This window comes from Catenovulum adriaticum (genome assembly GCF_026725475.1).
GTDB lineage: Bacteria > Pseudomonadota > Gammaproteobacteria > Enterobacterales > Alteromonadaceae > Catenovulum > Catenovulum adriaticum.
In genome coordinates, this window is record NZ_CP109966.1 from 387,079 (window position 1) to 406,731 (window position 19,653).

13 protein-coding genes are annotated in these 19,653 nt (G+C 39.4%); 2 read left to right on the forward strand and 11 right to left on the reverse strand.

The features are described 5' to 3' along the window. Positions 1-60 precede the first annotated feature (60 nt). From OLW01_RS15200 to OLW01_RS15240, 9 genes are all read right to left on the reverse strand, one after another. Complete coding sequence (locus tag OLW01_RS15200; protein WP_268076365.1) at positions 61-2,898, reverse strand: TonB-dependent receptor; 2,838 nt, start codon at positions 2,896-2,898, stop codon at positions 61-63. Positions 2,899-3,324: 426 nt separating this feature from the next. Then, positions 3,325-4,116 (reverse strand): sterol desaturase family protein, encoded by a 792-nt coding sequence (locus OLW01_RS15205; protein ID WP_268076750.1) that lies wholly within the window; start codon positions 4,114-4,116, stop codon positions 3,325-3,327. Beyond that, the gene (locus tag OLW01_RS15210) at positions 4,117-4,743 is read right to left on the reverse strand and encodes a CDP-alcohol phosphatidyltransferase family protein (protein WP_268076367.1); all 627 of its coding nucleotides are present in this window, start codon (positions 4,741-4,743) and stop codon (positions 4,117-4,119) included. It abuts the gene before it with no gap. Beyond that, positions 4,737-5,378 carry an ATP-binding cassette domain-containing protein gene (locus tag OLW01_RS15215; RefSeq protein ID WP_268076368.1) on the reverse strand — a complete coding sequence of 214 codons (642 nt, stop codon included), beginning with the start codon at positions 5,376-5,378 and terminating at the stop codon, positions 4,737-4,739. The genes OLW01_RS15210 and OLW01_RS15215 overlap by 7 nt, the downstream gene beginning before the upstream one ends. Beyond that, the gene (locus OLW01_RS15220; protein ID WP_268076369.1) at positions 5,375-7,120 is read right to left on the reverse strand and encodes an ABC transporter permease; all 1,746 of its coding nucleotides are present in this window, start codon (positions 7,118-7,120) and stop codon (positions 5,375-5,377) included. Before OLW01_RS15220 ends, OLW01_RS15215 begins: the two co-directional genes overlap by 4 nt. Next, complete coding sequence (locus OLW01_RS15225; RefSeq protein WP_268076370.1) at positions 7,120-8,328, reverse strand: ABC transporter substrate-binding protein; 1,209 nt, start codon at positions 8,326-8,328, stop codon at positions 7,120-7,122. The genes OLW01_RS15220 and OLW01_RS15225 overlap by 1 nt, the downstream gene beginning before the upstream one ends. Continuing rightward, on the reverse strand, positions 8,325-9,131 hold the full coding sequence (locus OLW01_RS15230; protein WP_268076372.1) for a DUF547 domain-containing protein: 807 nt from the start codon (positions 9,129-9,131) through the stop codon (positions 8,325-8,327). Before OLW01_RS15230 ends, OLW01_RS15225 begins: the two co-directional genes overlap by 4 nt. Beyond that, positions 9,131-11,284: a dihydrolipoyl dehydrogenase family protein gene (locus tag OLW01_RS15235; protein ID WP_268076373.1), complete on the reverse strand. Its 2,154-nt coding sequence runs from the start codon at positions 11,282-11,284 to the stop codon at positions 9,131-9,133. Before OLW01_RS15235 ends, OLW01_RS15230 begins: the two co-directional genes overlap by 1 nt. Before the next feature lie 64 nt (positions 11,285-11,348). Further along, positions 11,349-13,697, reverse strand: coding sequence for a TonB-dependent receptor (locus tag OLW01_RS15240; protein WP_268076374.1), 2,349 nt, complete (start codon positions 13,695-13,697; stop codon positions 11,349-11,351). 206 nt (positions 13,698-13,903) lie between these two features. On the opposite strand from OLW01_RS15240, the gene OLW01_RS15245 reads away from it, so the two are divergent. Next, positions 13,904-14,332: a hypothetical protein gene (locus OLW01_RS15245; protein WP_268076375.1), complete on the forward strand. Its 429-nt coding sequence runs from the start codon at positions 13,904-13,906 to the stop codon at positions 14,330-14,332. Between the two features lie 144 nt (positions 14,333-14,476). Here OLW01_RS15245 and OLW01_RS15250 read toward each other — a convergent pair whose 3' ends face one another. After that, positions 14,477-16,153 carry a LamG-like jellyroll fold domain-containing protein gene (locus OLW01_RS15250; protein ID WP_268076376.1) on the reverse strand — a complete coding sequence of 559 codons (1,677 nt, stop codon included), beginning with the start codon at positions 16,151-16,153 and terminating at the stop codon, positions 14,477-14,479. Further along, positions 16,150-16,707: a sigma-70 family RNA polymerase sigma factor gene (locus tag OLW01_RS15255; RefSeq protein WP_268076377.1), complete on the reverse strand. Its 558-nt coding sequence runs from the start codon at positions 16,705-16,707 to the stop codon at positions 16,150-16,152. The genes OLW01_RS15250 and OLW01_RS15255 overlap by 4 nt, the downstream gene beginning before the upstream one ends. Before the next feature lie 433 nt (positions 16,708-17,140). On the opposite strand from OLW01_RS15255, the gene OLW01_RS15260 reads away from it, so the two are divergent. Beyond that, on the forward strand, positions 17,141-19,513 hold the full coding sequence (locus OLW01_RS15260) for an alpha-L-rhamnosidase-related protein (RefSeq protein WP_268076379.1): 2,373 nt from the start codon (positions 17,141-17,143) through the stop codon (positions 19,511-19,513). Positions 19,514-19,653: the final 140 nt, after the last annotated feature.

Consider the following 19,653-nt stretch of genomic DNA (forward strand, 5'->3'; position numbering starts at 1 on the left):
TGCGCTAGAAAGATTAAAAATAAGGGGGGTATATCCCCCTTTAGTTGAAACTCAGTTAAATTACATTGAATATTGGAAGCCAACTAAATAACGGCGACCCCATTCAACACTATAAGCTGGTTTTGAATAGTCATTATCCCAATAGTTTTCTGATGACTCATTAGTTAAGTTTTGAGCTTGTAAAGTCAGTTTTAAATTCTCGGTGACAAAATAACCAATACTTGCATCAGCTGTTGTTTCAGATGAATTTAAGTTAACTAGCTGAGGATCCCAGCTATTTACACCTGTATATTCACTACGATAGTTGACAGAGAAACGTGCATCAAACCCGTTTTTGTCATACCAAAGTGTTGCACTACCAATATGTTTAGACAAGCCACCTAAATTGTATGGATTGCTTTCTGGTTTGAACTCTTTAACATCACTATCTGTATATGAGTAGTTAGCAAATATCCCTAAACCATCAAATGGTTCTGGTAACATATCAAACGACTGTTGGTATAAAACCTCAATACCTTGAATTACACCACCTTCACCATTCATCGTACCGGTAAAAGCATAGTCTTGGCCGTCAAAACTTAATGTACCTTCGGTTAAACCAATATGTGACTGTAAATCTTTAAAGAAATAGTTAATTGATGCAGTAGAATTATCGCCCCAGTAATATTCGTAACCTAAATCAATTTGGTTTGCGATATACGGATTTAATCTTGGATTACCACCACTTGCTGTTGGCGGGTTAGTTTGATTACTAAAGCTAAAGCCAGTTCTCATTTCTAATAACGGCGGACGAGATAAAGTTCGAGCAGCGCCGAAACGAATTTGAGAGTCATCGGTAATATTAAAAATCATATTTAGTGACGGTAAAAATTCATCGTATTCATGCTCAACTGTAGTTGGCGAAACAACGATTTCTTCATACCATGTACCATCATCTGCCTGAACCCAACCATTACTCACCATTTCATGGCCTGATGATTCAACTTCTGTTTTAGCATAGCGCACGCCAAAATTACCTGAGTAAGGGATACCCGCTAAATCACCAACCATTTCAACTTGAACATATAAAGCAGTATTTTTTTCTTTTAATTTCCATGACGAAATATTATCAACCGCAGTATCTTCAGGAGCTGTTCGTCCATCAAAAGCTGCACTTGCAACTTTATCCCAGTTTTTAAAAGTATATAAATGAGGTTCAAGATCGTCTGACGTAATTTGATATTTATCAACTAATGCCTGCCAAGCTGGATCATTACCAAATACAGATGGGTCAAACGCGTAATCAGAGCCAATTGAATATGCTTCACCAAAATCGGTTAAACCATGATCAACATTAGCTGTTTTTGTCCAATTTGCTAATTGAACATTCTCTTTAGTTCTGTCTGTAACACGTGCACCAAATGCAAACTTACTTAGCACACCAAAGTCTAAATCACGTTCAAAATCTAAATTGATATTGCCCATTTCATCAGTTAATTCTCTTTGACTGTCACCTGTCATGGTTGCATAAGTGGTTTCAATTGTTGGCTCCCAAACATCTGGTGAAGTTTCATACCAAACTTCCTGCTGCGCACTAAACGCATAGTTGGCCGGGTCATTAACTCCACCAACCATTAAAGGCTGAGCTTTATCACCAGAAGCATTAAAGCCAACTAAATAATCACCACCAACATATAAAGGTTCGATATTTACCCATACAGATTCAATACTGGCTTCTGACATCCCAATATCGAATTTTGTTGTCCAGATTTCTCCAATATGCTCCACATTAATTCCAGCACTTAGCATTTCATTTTTCTGAAACCACTTCGGAATAGATAACTGAGCACCACCTAATTCCTGTACACCGGCAATAACTTGCTCTGAACCATCACCACTGTCTTCAATCACAGGGTTTAAATCAGCATTATGATATGCATCATAACCAAATCCAGTAGGACCACTTTCCTCATCAGCCCAATTACCTAGATCATTTGGGCCTTGCTGGTCATCTAATTCTTTGATATCAAATTGTGAATAAAAAAGATCCCCTTTAATATTTAACGACTCAGTTGGTTGAAATTCTAAAATCAGTAAACCACCGGTACGCTCATTTTGCCCCCGTTTACTTTTGGCCATTACACCCCAAGGTGCATCTTCAACTTTACCATTTTCATTCATGTCACCACGGTTTACGCCATTATTGTAATCCCATGATTGAACACCTTTCTCTATCGAAGGTTGATCTTGATAGGTTAAACCAAATGCATAACCAAATTTTTCTGAAACTTGATCAACAACACTAAAATTAGCTTTATATCCGCCGCCATCAGCATCCGGTAAATCATCAGCTAATGTATTGTACATATAGCTTGCACCAAAATTGATTAACCGTTTATCTTTTGATAGAGGGCTAACAAAGTTCATATTAACTAAACCCGAAATACCACCTTCAGCCTTAGTTGCTAATGGGCTTTTATATACTTCAACCCCGTCAATTAGCTCTGCCGGAAATTGCTCAAAGCGTACATCACGGCTTGGTTCAGCCGAGACAATTTCTCGGTTATTCATAGTCGCCACATTTAATCTTGGACCCATACCACGAATTGAGATTCGACTAGCGTTACCACGGTCACGAGAAGCAGCAATACCAGGTAAACGCACTAAAGAATCAGTAATACTAACATCTGGTAATGTACCTAAATCGTCCGATGAAATAATTTCAACTGTAGATGAAGCAAAACGTTTTTCACGTAAAGCTTTACCTAACGCACCACCAAAACCTTTAACTGCGATAACTTCAATGTCTTGATCTTCTGCTGTATTTTCTTGTGCATCTTCAGCTGCCTGTGCCATTTGTACATTAAGCACTTGTGAAACAGCCAAAGCTAATAAGCTTAATTTGATTGAATTTTTCATTATGTATCCCCAACCGTATGTTAAGTGTGTATTTGCAAGCTCAAAAACAGCCTAAAATTTAAGCTTGTCACCGTATTGTTAAAATATACACGTTAGTTAAACGTTTACCAAGTGTTTTTTTAATATTTTTTATAACAATTAAGACACAAACGAAAGTAAAGATGGATTAAATCTGCTTTAAAGGCTAAAAATCACCAAAAAAAGGTTTTAAAATTATAAAAATACAATTAATTACCACTACCCCATCGCAACCGAGCACACATCAGAGTAAACGATTACCATCGACACCTTTAAATAAAAATAATCCTATTTATTTGATGAGATATTTACGGAGTTTGATTATTAGTAACAGATAGTCTGTAACAATAAAGCCTACTATTAAGTTTGTTAGACATAATCCTTTTTTATAAATATTGCGAGTTGGGATTATTTTTTATCTAATGGCATCATTAGCATGCTTTTTAAACTGGATGTTTTTTCTGCTTGAGGATACTGGCTAAGCCCTAACTTAATATCTTGATCTGTCTTTTGCGCAGTCGGGGTAAAGCTAGCGAAAAGCTTATCCCACCACGAAACACTAAAGCCATAATTAGAGTTAGTTTCACTAACGCGCTGGCTATGGTGAATCCGGTGCAACCTTTGGGTAATGAACAAATAACTCAACCCGTTATCTAGTTTTTTAGGCAACCGAATATTTGCATGGTTAAATACTGAAAACGCGTTTAAGCCAATCTCAAACACTAGCACCGCATAAACAGGCACACCCAAAACCAATACAAAAATAGCTTTATAAAATAAACTTAACATGATTTCGAGCGGATGGAATCTTAGTCCGGTGGTCACATCAACTTGGCTATCGGCATGATGCACTTTGTGCAACCGCCACAGCAAAGGAACTTTGTGCATTAGCCTGTGCTGCCAATAAATCGCCATATCGAGTAACAGCAAACTGCTTATCAAAACAAGTGTTGATGAGACGGCTATTTGATTAAATAGCCCCCACTCTGCATTTTGAGCCATAATAGCAACGCCCGCTAAACCCGCGGGTAAAATCCAACGCGCTAACAGCGCTGAGCAAAATAGTAATAAAAAATTGCCCTGCCAATGTTGCCAACGCTTTAATGGGGCATCGCGAGCTGGTTTTAGGGTTTGCCAGCAAGCCATAACCATAAAAACCAACAAAAATACGCTTAATCGCCAACTTGAATCTGTCAAAATTTATGCCTTTTCTGTGACTTGTTTAAGGGTTTTATAGCCACCGTAAATACGAGTAAACACAGTAATAAAACAGGCAAGAGCAAACAGGTAAGCCAGTACAGCAAAGTGTTCAGGCCAAATACAAAAAGCGATAAAGATTAAAATGGTTTCTGTGCCTTCGGTTAATCCGTGTAAATAATAAAAACTTTTGTATTTAAACTGAGGTCGCTCTATTTGATATTTTTCAGCGGCGATCGCAAAAGCTAAAAAGCTACTGCCCGTGCCAATAAAGCTCACTAACAAAACCACAGCTGGCAACGCATTGTTGACTGGATCGGCCAAAGCAAACCCTAAAGGTACAGCCGCATAAAATAAAAAATCTAAACTAATGTCTAAAAAGCCACCGGCGCTGTTACTGCTTTTTTGATAACGTGCCAATTGACCATCTAAACCATCTAAAATCCGATTAAAAACAATCACGCCTAATGCAGCGTACCAATGTTGCATCGCCAATAAAGGAATGACTAACAAACCCACTATAAATCCGGTTATGGTTAATTGGTCTGCGGTGATTTTGCATTTATTTAATAGCATGACCAGCGGCGTTAATACGCCTTTAACCAAAGGCGTTATGGTTGAATCTAACATAAAGTGTTTACCTCTATTACCGGGCCGCCTGCGACTTTTGCATCCTCAATATCGTGAGTCACCATCAGCGCAGGTAATTTACGTTGGCGAATTTCAAAAAAGACTAATTCTCTAATCGACTGCCTCAATTGGCTGTCCAACTTACTAAAAGCTTCGTCTAATAAAATAGCATTGGGCTGACTAAAAAGTACTCTTAGTAAAGCCACTCTTGCTTGTTGCCCGCCAGATAATTGCTGTACGGGGGCATCGGCTAAATCAATCAATGACATTTGTGCTAACGCTTGTTCAATTTTGGCTTTTTTATCGCTTCGGCTAAGTCCTTGTTCCGGCATGGCAAAAGCAATATTGTCGGCCACATTTAAATGATTAAACAACAAAGCATCTTGAAACAGCAATCCGGTTTTTCGCTGCCACGCAGGTTTATGATCAATTCGTTGATTGCTTAACCACACTTCACCACTTGCGGTAAAGTTTTCAGGTAACATGCCAGCGACATAGCTTAATAATGTCGACTTTCCTACCCCAGAGGGGCCCATAATGGTTAGCACTTCACCGCTTGCAACCTGTTCATTAATCGAAAGTAGTTCTCTCTCACCGAGCTTAATACTAACGGCTTTTAAATTAAGTCCTGTCATGTTTGCTGGCCTTGTTTACGAGTGCTGATATTGACTTTTTTATGCGCGTTTTCTGGATTAAAAATAAGCTTAGGTAGCCAAGCTGCCAGTATAAAACCCAGTAAAGGTAATATCATTTGTAATATGGCATATACAGCACTTGTTCGTCTGCTCGCGCCATTTGCTAATGCGACTGCCTCTGTGGTTAATGTCGCGTAGCGCCCTCCACCCGATAACAATGTAGGTAGATATTGGCTCAAACTAATCGCCAACCCCAGTGCAAAAGCCACCATAATAGCAGCAAACATTTGTGGCAGTTTTATTCGCCAGAATATTTTGCAAGGTTTGGCGCCTAAACTGGCAGCCACTTTAATCAATGCAGGGTTAAAATTTTGATAGCTCACCGCTAAAGACAAATACACATAAGGAATAACATAAATTAAGTGGCTTAATAAAACCGGAATAAAAACAGCTTCACTAAAAAAGGCTTGTTGAAACCATAACAAACCAAATAAAAACGCCACACCGGGCACCAACAGAGGAACATAAATAAGCATATCTAACCAATGGCCGCCCGCTAATTTATGTTTATTCGCTGCTGATTCTAGGGTAAATAAACTGAATAAAAGTGCAAGTCCGCTACTTGCCAGTGCCATTTTGACACTATTTAAAATAGGTTCATGCAATTGAGTCAATGCATTCTGCCAATGCAAATAGGTTAACTCTTGTGGCCAAGCATCAGGATAAGGCCAGAAACCAGCAAATGACCACACCAACAAACCACCCAAAGAAACAGCCACAACAATGACAAACAAAGCCACAAAACTAAACGCCAAAATGCGATAAAACTGACTTAAACGATTTAAATTGATGCTTAATAAAAACGATTTATAGCGACAAAACAAACGCTCAGCTATTAGCCAGAGCAAAATAGCCGTTAAAGTGACTAAAGTTTGCAATAAGGCTGCGGCACTGGCTACAAATCGTAAATTCAAATCTGAATGATTAAACCAGTTTAAAATCACCACAGCCAAAGTTGCTGGATTGTTGGGTCCTAAAATATACGGAATTTCAACACTCGCGCTGGCATAAGCCAACACAGCCAAAATAGGTAAACGTATTAAAGGGTAAATTTGAGGTAATAACACTTTTATAAAAGCGGCTTCAGGTTTTAACCCTAAACTCACGGCAACTGTGGTTTCTTGCGCTAATCTGTGCTTTAAATTAGCTTGCTTTAACACACTTAAACTCATTAACAGCAAAAATGGCAGCTCTTTAAAAACTAAACCAATAATAATAGAAATCCCCCAAGGATCATTTGGCAGTAAGCTATTAGTCACTTCATCAGAGCCCGTTAACCAAGGGGATATTAACCGATTAAACCAGCCAGAGGGGGTTAGCAAAAATGCAATCGCGATAGCAGCCGCCGCATGGGGCACAGCCAGCACAGGGCTAAGCACGTGTTCAATGCGCTTTAACCACCGGCTTTGATAAAAAGTTGCCAAAATTAAAATATTTAATTTAAACGCAATTAATGTTGATACTAAGCCACAAAACAAGCTTAAACTCAGCATTTTATCTAGGCCTGGGGTTGTGAATAATTGCTGAAATACCTGCAACGAAAATTCATCTCGCCCCAGCGCCGGAAAATAATTAAAGGCAGGCAACACAACGCCAAATAGCCCAGCACCTACCGGTAAAGTAATAAGCAATAGCAAAACGGGTCGACTTAAAGCCGATAACAAATAATAAACTAACGACATTATTGCACCCCATACCGTTTTAACCATTCACGATTTAAACGGCTAACCCAACTTGGATGCAGTTCACTTAACAACTTAACCTTTGCATCTGTAGGCAAAGCAGACGGATGGGCTTGGTTTTGCACAAATAATCGTTGTTGCTGTTTGGAAAGCGCCGCCATATCTAATACCGTTTGATCGCCCCAAATATCAATTTGTTGTTTTTTTGCCTGCGCTTGCGGCGATAATAAAAAATCGGCTACTTGCTTAGCCGCTTGTTTATGTCGGGCATTAAAAGGAATAGCCACAAAATGAATGTTACTTAAGCTGCCATCTTGCATTACATAAGTTCTCACTTTACGCGGCAAGTTATACTGCTTAACCGCAGCAGGAATTTCAGCCGCGGTAAAAGTAAAAGATAAATAAATTTCTTGATCGTCAATTAAGCGCTGCATTTGCGCACCACTTGATGGAAAGTACTGCCCTTTTCTCCATAAGTGAGGATGCAATTTATCCAAAAATTGCCATAACGGCTTACTCAATTGATCAAAACTTTTATTATTGACGGGTTGATAAAGCATTTGTTGAATTGCTTCTGGTTGCGTTTGATTAAGCACACTAATGGCATATTTTAAAAAGCTGTTTGCATAAAAATCAGGTGGTTTAGGATAAGTAAAACGATGCGGATATTGTTTAAGCCATTGCATGATTTCAGCTAAGGTTTTGGGTGGCTTAGCGACCAAACCCGAGTGATAATAAAACACCAAAGAAGCCTTACCCCAAGGCGCTTCTCGCTTTTGGGTATCCATTCCAAAATCTCTCAATACTGCGGGATTTTGCTTTGGCCGGGTTAACTTAAAATGTGTTAATTCGTCTAACCACGGCTCGGCTAATAACTGATGTTCAAGCATAGACGCAAAATTTTCGCCATTAACCCATAATAAGTCGACACTGCCATTTTTGTCATTTCCCGCGGCTTTTTCGGCCAATATCCGGCTAACCGCATCACTGGTATCTGTTAATTTAACATGGATTAACTCAATGTTTTTTTGCGCTTGTAAGGTGTGTTTTGCCCACTGCAAATATTGATTAACTTGCGGGCTACCGCCCCAAGCGTAAAAATAAACTTTTTCTGTGGCCTGAGCTGCTTGACAAAAAATCAGCGTTAATACAAAAAAAAGCAAATTAAGTTGGGCATTCAACCCTTTGTTATTGCGCGCTAACATCATTTGCTCACATCATTTAAAGACCAATCATATTTTAAAAAATCTAGCGATATAGATTCATCTTTTATTTGTTTAATTTGAGTTTGATTTAAAGCCAGTTCATTTTTGTATTTTAACGCAAACTGATAGAGGCTATTCACCCCTTGCCAACCTTGTTCAAAATCCTTGTCATACCAGTCAAATATCGACGAAAAATAAAGGGTTTTGCCTTTGGCATAGTTACGTGAACTGTCTGACATAAAGCGCACCGTTTGCGCTTCTAATTGTTGATTTAATTGCACAGCTCGGTAAGCTTGTTCACGTAGAGCGGGGCAACCAACACTGGCGCAATTAACCGCAAAATGAATTCTGGGCTCGTTAAATTGCCCATTGCCGCGGATCCATTCGTGCTCAATTGTATCTAAACTGACCGTTTGCCCTAATAACGAAATAAAGGTTTTAGACCAAGGCGACGAAAAAAAGCCGCCGGTATCTCGAATAGAATCTACCGGATAGTGCTTAATAATCCATTTTACGGTAAAAGCATTATAAGCATTCAACAAAAAAGCTAATTGTTTATTTTTGTGCCATTGCTTAAAACGTTTATGACTGACTGCCGATAGCGAATTTAAATAACGATCCAATCGATCCGGTTGCTGTGCCAGAGCCTGATAATTAAATTGTGTTGCATGGCCACCTGCTATTTTCACAACATGCTGAGCTAAAATTTGATCCCATAATAAATGCAAATCTTGATTGTCTTCAGCCTGTGCTTTTGAGTAAAAACTCAATATCAGGCACAAACTTAACAGATATTTTATCTTCATTAGCTGCGCATCCAACGGTGATATTTTTCTACCCAGTTTAATAATGTTTGTGGCGCATTCGCGCGCTTCCATTCACCTGCGGCGTATTTATTTACTTCAGCCCATGTAGGGTAAGCATGAATAGTGCCCAATACTTTATTTAGCCCTAAACCGTGTTTCATCGCTAATACAAATTCAGCTAAAATATCACCGCCATATTCACTGACTAAAGTCACGCCTAAAATCGTGTCTTTACCGGGCGGAGTTAATACTTTTATAAAGCCCGTGGTTGAGCTTTCGGCGATTGCCCTGTCTAACTCAGCAAGGTCAAAACGCGTGACTTCATAAGCAATGCCTTTTTCTTTGGCTTGCGTTTCATTTAAGCCAACCCGCGCCACTTCAGGATCAATAAATGTGGTCCATGGAATCACTCGGTAATCTACTTTAAATCTTTTAAAGCGACCAAATAAAGCATTAACCGCCGCGTACCAAGCCTGATGCCCTGCAACATGGGTAAACTGATAAGGACCAACGACATCACCGACTGCAAAAATATTAGGGTATTTGGTTTGCAAATATTCATTGGTTTTAATGGTTCGTCCTGTCTCTATGCCAAGCGCTTGTAAGCCAAAACCTTCTAAACGAGCCGAACGCCCTACCGCACAAATGAGTGAATCAAACTCAATATTTTTTTCACCTGATTCGGTTTCTAACTGAATCACTTTTTGACCGTTTTCAATACGGCAAGCCTTTGCTTTATGACCCGTTAAAATATTAACGCCTGATTTTTGCAGTGTTTTTTCAGCTAATTCAGACACTTCAGGATCTTCACGCAGCATAATACGATCAGCCATTTCAACTTGAGTCACTTCACTGCCTAATCGAGCAAAGGCTTGCGCTAATTCGCAGCCAATAGGGCCACCGCCTAACACCACGATGCGTTTTGGCACTTCGTCAAGTTCAGCATAAGCTTGCCATAAGGTATCCGATGTTAAATAGCCCACCTCATCTAAACCCGGTAATGGCGGAACAAAAGGTCGAGCGCCCGTGGCGATAACAATATTTTTACTGGTTAAGGTTTGTTTTGAGCCATCGTTTAGCGCAATTTCAACCGTCCAAGGATCAATAATATTGGCATAACCCTTTTGTACGTCCACGCCTAAATTAGTGTAACGTTCTACACTATCATGAGGTGCTACCTCTGATATCACGCGATGGACTCTTTGCATCACGTTTTTAAACGAGAATGGTGCATTACTTGGCGTTAATCCATATTGGTCGGCATGTTTTTGTTGATAGGCCAATTTAGCAGACTTAATAATCGCTTTGCTTGGCACGCAGCCGTAATTTAAACAATCGCCGCCCATTTCGCCCGCTTCAACTAAGGTGACTTTTGCTTTAACCGCTGCGCCAATATAGCTGCTGACTAAACCACCCGCGCCCGCACCAATCACAATTAAGTTTCGGTCATACCTTTTTGGTTTACGATAACCTAAATACACTTTTTGGCGGTTTATTAACGCGATCAATCCTTTAGCCAACCACGGAAATATTCCCAATAAAACAAACGACAATATTAAAGTGGGCGACAAAATGCCTGACAAACTTTCGAGCTCGGCAAGCTGAGTGCCCGCGTTAACATAAACCACAGTGCCGGCCAACATACCTACCTGACTGACCCAATAAAATGTCCAGCTGCGAATTGCGGTTAAACCCATTAACAAGTTAATTAAAAAAAACGGAAATACAGGCACTAAACGCAGCGTAAATAAATAAAAAGCTCCTTCTCTTTTTACCCCTTCATCAATCGCTTTGAGCTTTTCAGGGAATTTATTTTTTACCGTATTTCGTAAAATAAAGCGCGCAACTAAAAAGGCTAATAACGCACCAATACTGCTGGCAAATGAAACAATAATTAAGCCTTCAACTAATCCAAATAAGGCACCTGCCGCTAACGTTAAAATGGCAGCGCCGGGTAATGAAAGCGCGGTAATTAAGACATAAAAGACAAAAAACGCGGTAATAACTAAAAACGGTGTTTTGGCTTTTTGCTGATCAAATTCTGCCATCGACGACTTTAAACCATCTAAGGTTAATAAGGTGTGCAAGTCATAATGGAAAAAACCCAATACCGCACTGAAAATAATCAAAATTAACAATATTTTTTTAAACATATAAGGCTCTTTAATTAATTGAGTTCAAGCTAATTGAGTTCAAACGCAAATAAACAGGCGCGTGTTAAAATTTTTGTTCAAAACTCACTTTGGCGTGAATAGGCTCATTGGGCATCACTAAGGTTGCGCCAAAATAACCCCCTTCAAAAACAGGCTGCCAGTTTTCTTGATCACTTGCGTTAATCACATCTAAACGAATATTTGCTAAATCACTTAGCCGATAACGGGTATTTAAATTAAGACTATGTTGATCACGAATATTGACTGTTCCGAGATAATCCAACGGATAAGACTTTGTATAAACTAAAGATGTCCCCAATTGCCATTTAGGCGTTATCCACACCGCGCCATTTAAACTCACCATTTGCGAAGGTATGCCCTGAACTTTAGCATTAGATGCAGCAAAAACTGTGTATGCGGGTGAACCGCCAGCCGTTCCTTGAATAATATCAGGCCTTGAATTATCAAATGCATCTGATATTTGGCGAGTTTCTTGTGCTGAGGTGGAGTCATTATAACGAGCATCTAAATAACTATAGCTCAGATTAAACCAATAACTTTCATCTGTGTGCCAAACTTGTGTCTCAGCGCCTTGTGTTTTAATACCGGTATTACTGCCATCTTGGTTTCTTAAACTACGGGTTTGCTCAAAAATGGCAGCATCAAAATACCAATTAGACTCGAACGGTGCATATTTAAACCCAAGTTCGTATAATTTGTTTTCAGTTGCAAAGTTTTGACGACTAATTAAATTATCGCCCCCGAGAACATTACCACCCGCCATACTATTTGAAGTTGAATCGTTATTGCTGTAGCTCATGTAGGTATTAAATGTTTGAGATAATTGATAACTTAAACTCGCTTGGTAAGATTGTAACCATGCTTGAGTCTCATCTTTTGCAGCAACAACCCCAGATGGCGCCAAGGGGTCTTGTGCTTGCACATCATAAAAATCACTTCGGTAACCCAAGTCCAAATTCAAATATTCACTTAACTGCGCTTTGTGTTGCCAAACTAAGCCAATTTGCAAGCTTTTTGAATCGGTCGTGTCTGACAAAGAAAAATCGCCTACTCCATCATTATCAAGATCATACTGCCCACCCGGAGAAACAAAAACGCCGGGCCGCAATTCAATCAAACGATCTTTTTGCGACTCGGTTAACGGAATTTCACGGTTAGATAAAGGCCCGGTTAAATCAACCGGGTTATCAGCTTCTGTGGTAAATTGGCTGTAGCCAAGTACATTGTTGTATCGTATATCCAATGCAAAAGTTGAAATATGCGCTAAGTTCCAATGCAGATCCAATTCACTTCGATTTTCAAATGTATGCGCCCCATCAATAATCTCAACAAAACTATTTTGTGCAATTTCCTCACGCTCTAAATACTGATAATAAGTTAAATTTCTAAAGCTAAGTCCATTATTTAATACCGTTTTATAATGGCTATGTAATAGATAAGTGCTTGCATCGTTTTTGTCATTGGGGTGGGTATACACTTGACTACGCGGTATTTTAATCAAGCCTGTTGGTGAAATAACCGCGCCCGCGCCGGGAACAAAACTGCCATTAGGTTGCTGACCTTGCCCTTGAATATACAAACCATCATCAATTAATGCCTGGGTTGGGCGGTTAATGCCCGCATTATCAGTATAGTCCACCTGATAAACTTCAAAATTAATATCCCAACTGGTATCAGCATCAAATTGCTGGGCGTAGGCCATAAAAAAACTATCACTGATAAATTGGCTGTAATCGTAAAAACTGCCTTTATCTTGGTGTTCATAACTCACTCTAAACGCTTTATTGTCCGGCTCAAAAGCATAGCTATAATCCAGCTGAGCTGAGTATTGGTCCCAACGTGCTGCAGATAATTTAAGCTGACCAAAGGATTTTTTTAAATGAGCGCGTTTTGAAACCATGTTAACAAAGCCGCCATTACGCTGCGTTGTCCCTAGCAATACAGGCGCAGGCCCTTTTACAATATCTAATTGCTCAACCGAATTAAATGATAAAGGAATACCAAATCCATTATTACCTGCTTGGCGGCGCATCCCATCTTGAAATAAATCGCCCAATTGTCCACGCAAACTCGGTAAACTCGGATTACCAAACCCACTAGCAGCATAACTGTTAGGCGTTACCGCTAAAACATCATGCAAATCATTAATATTAAGTGCGGCCATAGCCTCTTGGCTTAAGCTAGTCAAAGCTCTTGGAATTTCTATCGCGCTCACACCTTCACCGAAAGGCCCTGAAACCAGCGCATTTTTTTGGTTCAGCCGCGAGCCACCTTGACTGCCTAAAACTTCAATAACCTCAATACTTGAGGTTTCAACTTGTTGGGCTTGAACGGTCGACGATATCGTATAAGCCAAAATTGATAAGATAAATGTGTGTTTCTGTGTTTGCATCTGCAACCCTGTCATTATTCGAGTTTTTATTTAAGCGCTTTTATGTAAGAAAAGTGATAATTAAAAGCGGATATATACAAGTGACCGTATAGCGACTGGGTAAATTTCAAAAAAATTCAATTAAACAAATGTATTAGGATGAAATTATATTTTGTTTCATCAGGTCTGTGTGCAGCTCAATCATTAAAATTATGTTAGGACGTAAAATGGATAACTCAACTCAAATTAGTCAACAACAGGTAAAGTCGATTCAAATCAGTTTGTTTGCACTGCGTTTAGGGGTATTTATCGTGATGTTTGTCTGGATGATAGATAAATTTATTAACCCTTCACACAACATAGCCATATTTAAATCCTTCTATGCCATTGACGGATTAAGCATATCGTTAACTTATGTGATTGGTATTGTACAAGCCATCTTAGTATTTTCATTTTTGGCAGGGTTTAAAAAACGAATTAGTTATGGCCTTATCTTTATATTACATGGTGCCTCAACTTTATTTTCATTCCCAAGATACTTAGAACCTTTTGACAATATGTTGTTTTTTGCAGCATGGCCTATGTGGGCAGCTTGTTTTGCACTTTATTTATTACGAGATTTAGATACCTTATTTACTGTACGAGCAAAAAGCTAAAAGCATTTAATCTTAATACAAGATAAATTTATGTCTCGACAGCCTTAAAAACAGTGAAACTGACATAATCTCAGCTTCGCTGACTGAAACACAATTAACCTCAACTCGGGGTAAAACATAATCATTAAACCGAGTTGAGGTTAGTTAATCTTCTTTAGTTGTCGCTGGTAAGCCAGTTAACGGGTCCAGCACAATCGTTTGATACGCTGGCAGTTGAATTTCAATTTCTTTTGGTAAAGTATCGCGATTACTTTTAAAGCCATAATAATCCCTGCCCTGCTGAAAGTATTGGTAATGTTGATTCACCATATATTCAGGCAAAGCAAAATCGTAAAACGCAACTTCATCAATAATGCCTTTGAAAGCTTCGCCGGCATGGCCTGTCGCGTTAGGCGAATTGCCAATATTGGCAATGCCTGATCCCCCACTTAACATTTTAGAGCCAGGCGGATATTGATAATAAGCGAGCATCTGACCATCAAGATAAATAGCTTTCAAACCCGACTTCACATCGTAAGTCGCCACCACATGATGCGCCTTGCCATCTTTAAGCTCAGCTAGAGTGGGACGATTTTCTTTGCCATCTAAGGGCAGTTTTAATTCGTGATAACCTTGACCCACTAAATAAAGCCCAAAACTTAACGACTCATCAAAATCACCTTCAGGTTTGAGCATAGTTTTGCCTTTATCGTTTTGAAAACTCAGTAACATTCGATGCTCTTTATCATCCTGATCTTTTCTAAATATTTCATCTATTTCGCCGTGTTGACGACCAGGGAAAGTCACACCATTATATTCAGGTACGATCAGCGCTTCTATTGTCACACCATCAATCACCGAAAAGCTACCCGTGGCAGGCGCAGTACCGCCCCCACTACCCACGTTAATTCGAGCATCTTTTGTGTTATCAAACTGAAAAGCACCACTTCCCACTAAACCATTTACTCTAACAGCACCTTTACTGGGTATACCAGCGGAGTTCCCCGCAAAATCTTGAGCTTGATCACCCAGCCCATTAAATGACCAAAAATGATTTGGGCGCCAACGTGCAGGTATTAAAGCTGTATTTTTCCCTGTGGTAATCTGAGGTAACTCATGTGTTAAGTCCACCGTCAAAGTTGATCCCTCTGATCGCACTTTAAAATTAGGCCCAGAGACAACAAGGTAACTGCCAGCTGCCTCATCGACAGACAATTTACCTGTTCTTAACTCGATTTCTTTATCATTATAAAACTTAATTTCTGTTTGCTCAGCTAACGATAATTGTTCACCCGATTTTAGTGTTAACTGGGTGGTTTTTTCGGTGTAATAAACACCGGAGGTCAATTTATTATTGTGAATACTTCCGGCTCCGACAATACTCAACCGGCCGTCAATAATCTCAGCTAAGTTAGTATCCTCTGAATCAGCTAGTCCAAATATAAATACAATAACCGCCAACATTATGCTCAATAGACCGCTAATAATAACCAGCCATTGAAGGTAAGCAGGTTTTTTAAGCTGAGATTTATGCGTTGTCGGCAATTTTATCGCCCCATCCAAAACGGGTGAAACTTGATTAACCTCGGGGTATTCTTGTTGACCAACTGGGCGAATTAACACTTCATCTACCTGCATGCGCCTGCGAACCACTTCCATCGTGGGGACTGAGTCAGCAAGCATCTGAACATGCATTTCAATATACTCATGGTAAAATTTTTGCGCTTGTGGATTACCGCTTAATAATTTTTCTAGTTGTTTTGTTTGTTCAGCAGTGACGGTGTCGTTGCAAACTGCATCAGCAATTGCCCGAATGTCTTCATATTTGTCTGTACGGTTCAAAATAAACCCTCATGCTTTTTGCGGTCAACACAGTCAAACAGTTTTTTTCTGAGTTTATGCACCGATTTACGAATGGCGAATATAGAACGTCCCGTTTTGTCAGCTATTTCTTGGGCTTTTAAGTTCTTAAGGTAAAAGTTTTCATATAAAATTTGATCGGCTGCTAACAATTGAGCACGGCATGACTCTAATATATTCCAGCGCTGCTCTGAGCTGCTGTCAAAAGTACCAGCGTCTGCAATTTCATTCATTAATGATTCGCTCAAACCATAAGAGAGCTTATTGTTTTGGCGCCGATATACCCTGACTCGGTTAAATACAATACCATTCGCCCATTTAGAAAAGCTGGTATGGGGCTCAAACTTCTCAAATTCTCGCCACAAAATAATGCTGGTTTCTTGAAAAATATCATCAGCCGCACTTTTGTCCATCACATAAGCGTATATATAAGCGTAAATGCGTTTGCGATCCGCTTCAAATAGCTGAATAAATTGTTGAGAGGTGTTTTCAATTGCCTTGTTATTTTTATTGACTAAATTATTTTTTAACGTCAATGCAATGCCTCTTACTGAGTTAAATCTCACCCACTATTATTTGTAATGAAACAAACAAAATGTCAGTCAGCCCTGTGTCAGAAAGGGCTTGAGCGGGTACTTGAGCGGGTATGAATTAATTTGCTCCTTTTAAGCTTTTTTCAGCCACAACCAAATAAGCATAAATTTAAATTATTTTAACATCCACCTCAAGTATTACAACGGAAGATGAGCCTATTCTAGGTTTTTTACACATTAATTAAACTTAAATTTGAGATGACAAAAATTAAAGATAAGAAAATTATGACGGTTAATGGGTATCAATTTTAAAACTAACGGCCTTTTCTGATTAAAAGTGATTAATTTATTTTCTAACCGATAAGGTTTGCCCCTTGTTTAAATAGCAACTGAATTAATCTCATCAATCTATATTAATAAATAGTTAGGTAAAATAATGAAATATATTAAGGTTTTTAATCGTCTCATTTTCAGTAGTTTATTTTTAATATTTTCGACTCAGGTCATGGCAATAAACTGGCAAGCGGAGTGGATTTGGACACCGCAAAAAATTGGCAAACCAAACTCTTGGGTGGCTCTGCGCAAAGAGGTTAATGTTGAAGAATTAAGCGATACAGCCACCGCCTATATCAGCGCCGATACCAAATATTGGTTGTGGATCAATGGTGAAATGGTCGTGTTTGAAGGCAGTTATACTGGCGGGCCATCACCTGTTAAAGCTTCTCCTCGAGTCGATAGTTTCCCAATCGCGTCTAATAAATATTACGACGAAGTCGATATCAGCGAGTATTTAAAACCGGGTAAAAACACCATTGCTGCTTTAGGTTGGTATTACGGCGCCAATGGCGATAAAGGCACGCATATCTCTGCTAGAATCGCTGGTTTTATTTTTCAAGCTAAGGTCGGTGAACAAACTATAATTTCAGATGCCTCTTGGAAAGCTAAAGAACACAATGCATACCAACCTGTGGAGAAAGAAAAACACCGTCGGGTTGCCGCATGGAGTGTTAAATATGATGCCCGAAAAGACATGAATGACTGGAGTGATCAGGCTTGGTACATGCCAGGTTATGACGACTCAGCATGGAAACCGGCCAAAAGCATGCATCGTCCACCACGAGCCCCTTTTTATGAACTATATCCAAGTGAAATTCCAATTTTAAATGATTATGGTTTAGCCAATTGTAGCAATTTCCCAGATTCAGCTTTCCCTTTTGTCAGCGACGGAAAAAAAATTAAATGTAAGTTAGATTTTAATAAAAACATCACCCCATATTTTGATATTGAAGCGGACGCTGGCTTAAATATTCATATCAAATCTAATATGCGTTTAAATACCATTCAAACCGACTACACCACCAAACAAGGTCGACAGCAGTTTGAATCTTTGTCTTGGATGAACGCTCGCATTATCGAATATACCATTCCAAAAGGCGTTAAAGTGCATGGCTTAAAATATCGCTGGACGGGTGTGGGTGCAACTCCCGGTCATTTTGAGTCTGACGATGATTGGTACTCACGCATTTGGCAAATGGCAGAGAACACTTTATACATTTGTGCCCGTGATAATTTTATGGACACACCGGATAGAGAGCGCGGTTTATGGATTGGTGATGTTGCCGACCAAGCCAGTTATTTATTCTATTCAATGGATAAACCCGGTCGCGATTTATTGAAAAAAGCCATTAAAGTGACCATGGCTTTTAGTGATTCTGAATCAGGTATTTTCGCGGGTTTAGGTCCGGGCCGTTTCCGCGAATTACCAGCGCAAAGCCTGCAATTTATTGAGCAAGGGATTTGGCATTATTACTACAACACCGGCGATTTAGAAACGCTTGAATACGCATATCCGTATGTACATAAGTATCTAGAACTTTGGGGCATTAAAGATAATGGTTTAGCCACGTTTAGAAGTGGTGCATGGAAATGGACCGACTGGGGCCCGCAAGACACCATTGATTACGATGTAATTCAAAATGCGCTTTATTACAGTGCCTTAGTATCTGCACGTAAAATGGCAAAAGCGCTGGGTGATGACACTCATATTGCCATGTATGACCAGCGCATTGACTCTATTAAAGCCGCTTATCAAAAATACTACTGGCAAGATGGTTTCTATAGCAGTAAACCAAACAAACTAAAAGATGACAGAGCCAACGCTATTGCTATTTTATTTGGTTTAGCCAAACCAGAACAGTACCAACAAATTGTTGATAACGTTTTAGTACCAAATCATTTTGCCAGCCCACATTTTGAATGGATGGTTTATAACGCCATGGCAATAGCGGGTCGTTATGACGATGCTTTAGCTCGAATGAAGACCCGCTACGCCAAGCAAGTAAATAATCCAGCATTATCTACTTTGGCTGAGTATTTACCTAGCGGCGGCACTGAAAACCACGCCTGGAATGCACCGGCGACTGTACTAAGTCAATATATTGCGGGGATTGCGCCTACCTCGGTGGCGTGGAAAACCTTTGACATCAAGCCGAATATGGCCCACATGAAACAAATAAAACAATTAGTTCCAAGTGTGCAAGGTGATATTGATTTTGAAATTAGCCGCAGCTCGGATGACATTAAAATTTCATTAAGCTCGCCTAAAGGCACAACCGCTGTTGTTGGTATTCCAAAACAATATTTTGAGATTGATGAAGTGACGGTAAATCAACAAAAAGTTTGGACTAAAAATAAGTCTTTCTGGTCAAAAGCAAAACCGATTGATGGCGTTAAATTTATCAATGCGGATGATAAATATCTGAACTTTGAGGTCACTGGCGGTCAGTGGCAAATTGAAGCTAAAAAATAATATCTGGTATTTAAGTGAATCAAGCTTTCTCAAACTCAAAGCTGGTTCAAGGAAATTAAAAGGCCATGCATAAGCTGACTATATATGGCCTTTTCATAAAGCTTTAAAACAACCTTTATAAAACCATCAGCTAATAACAA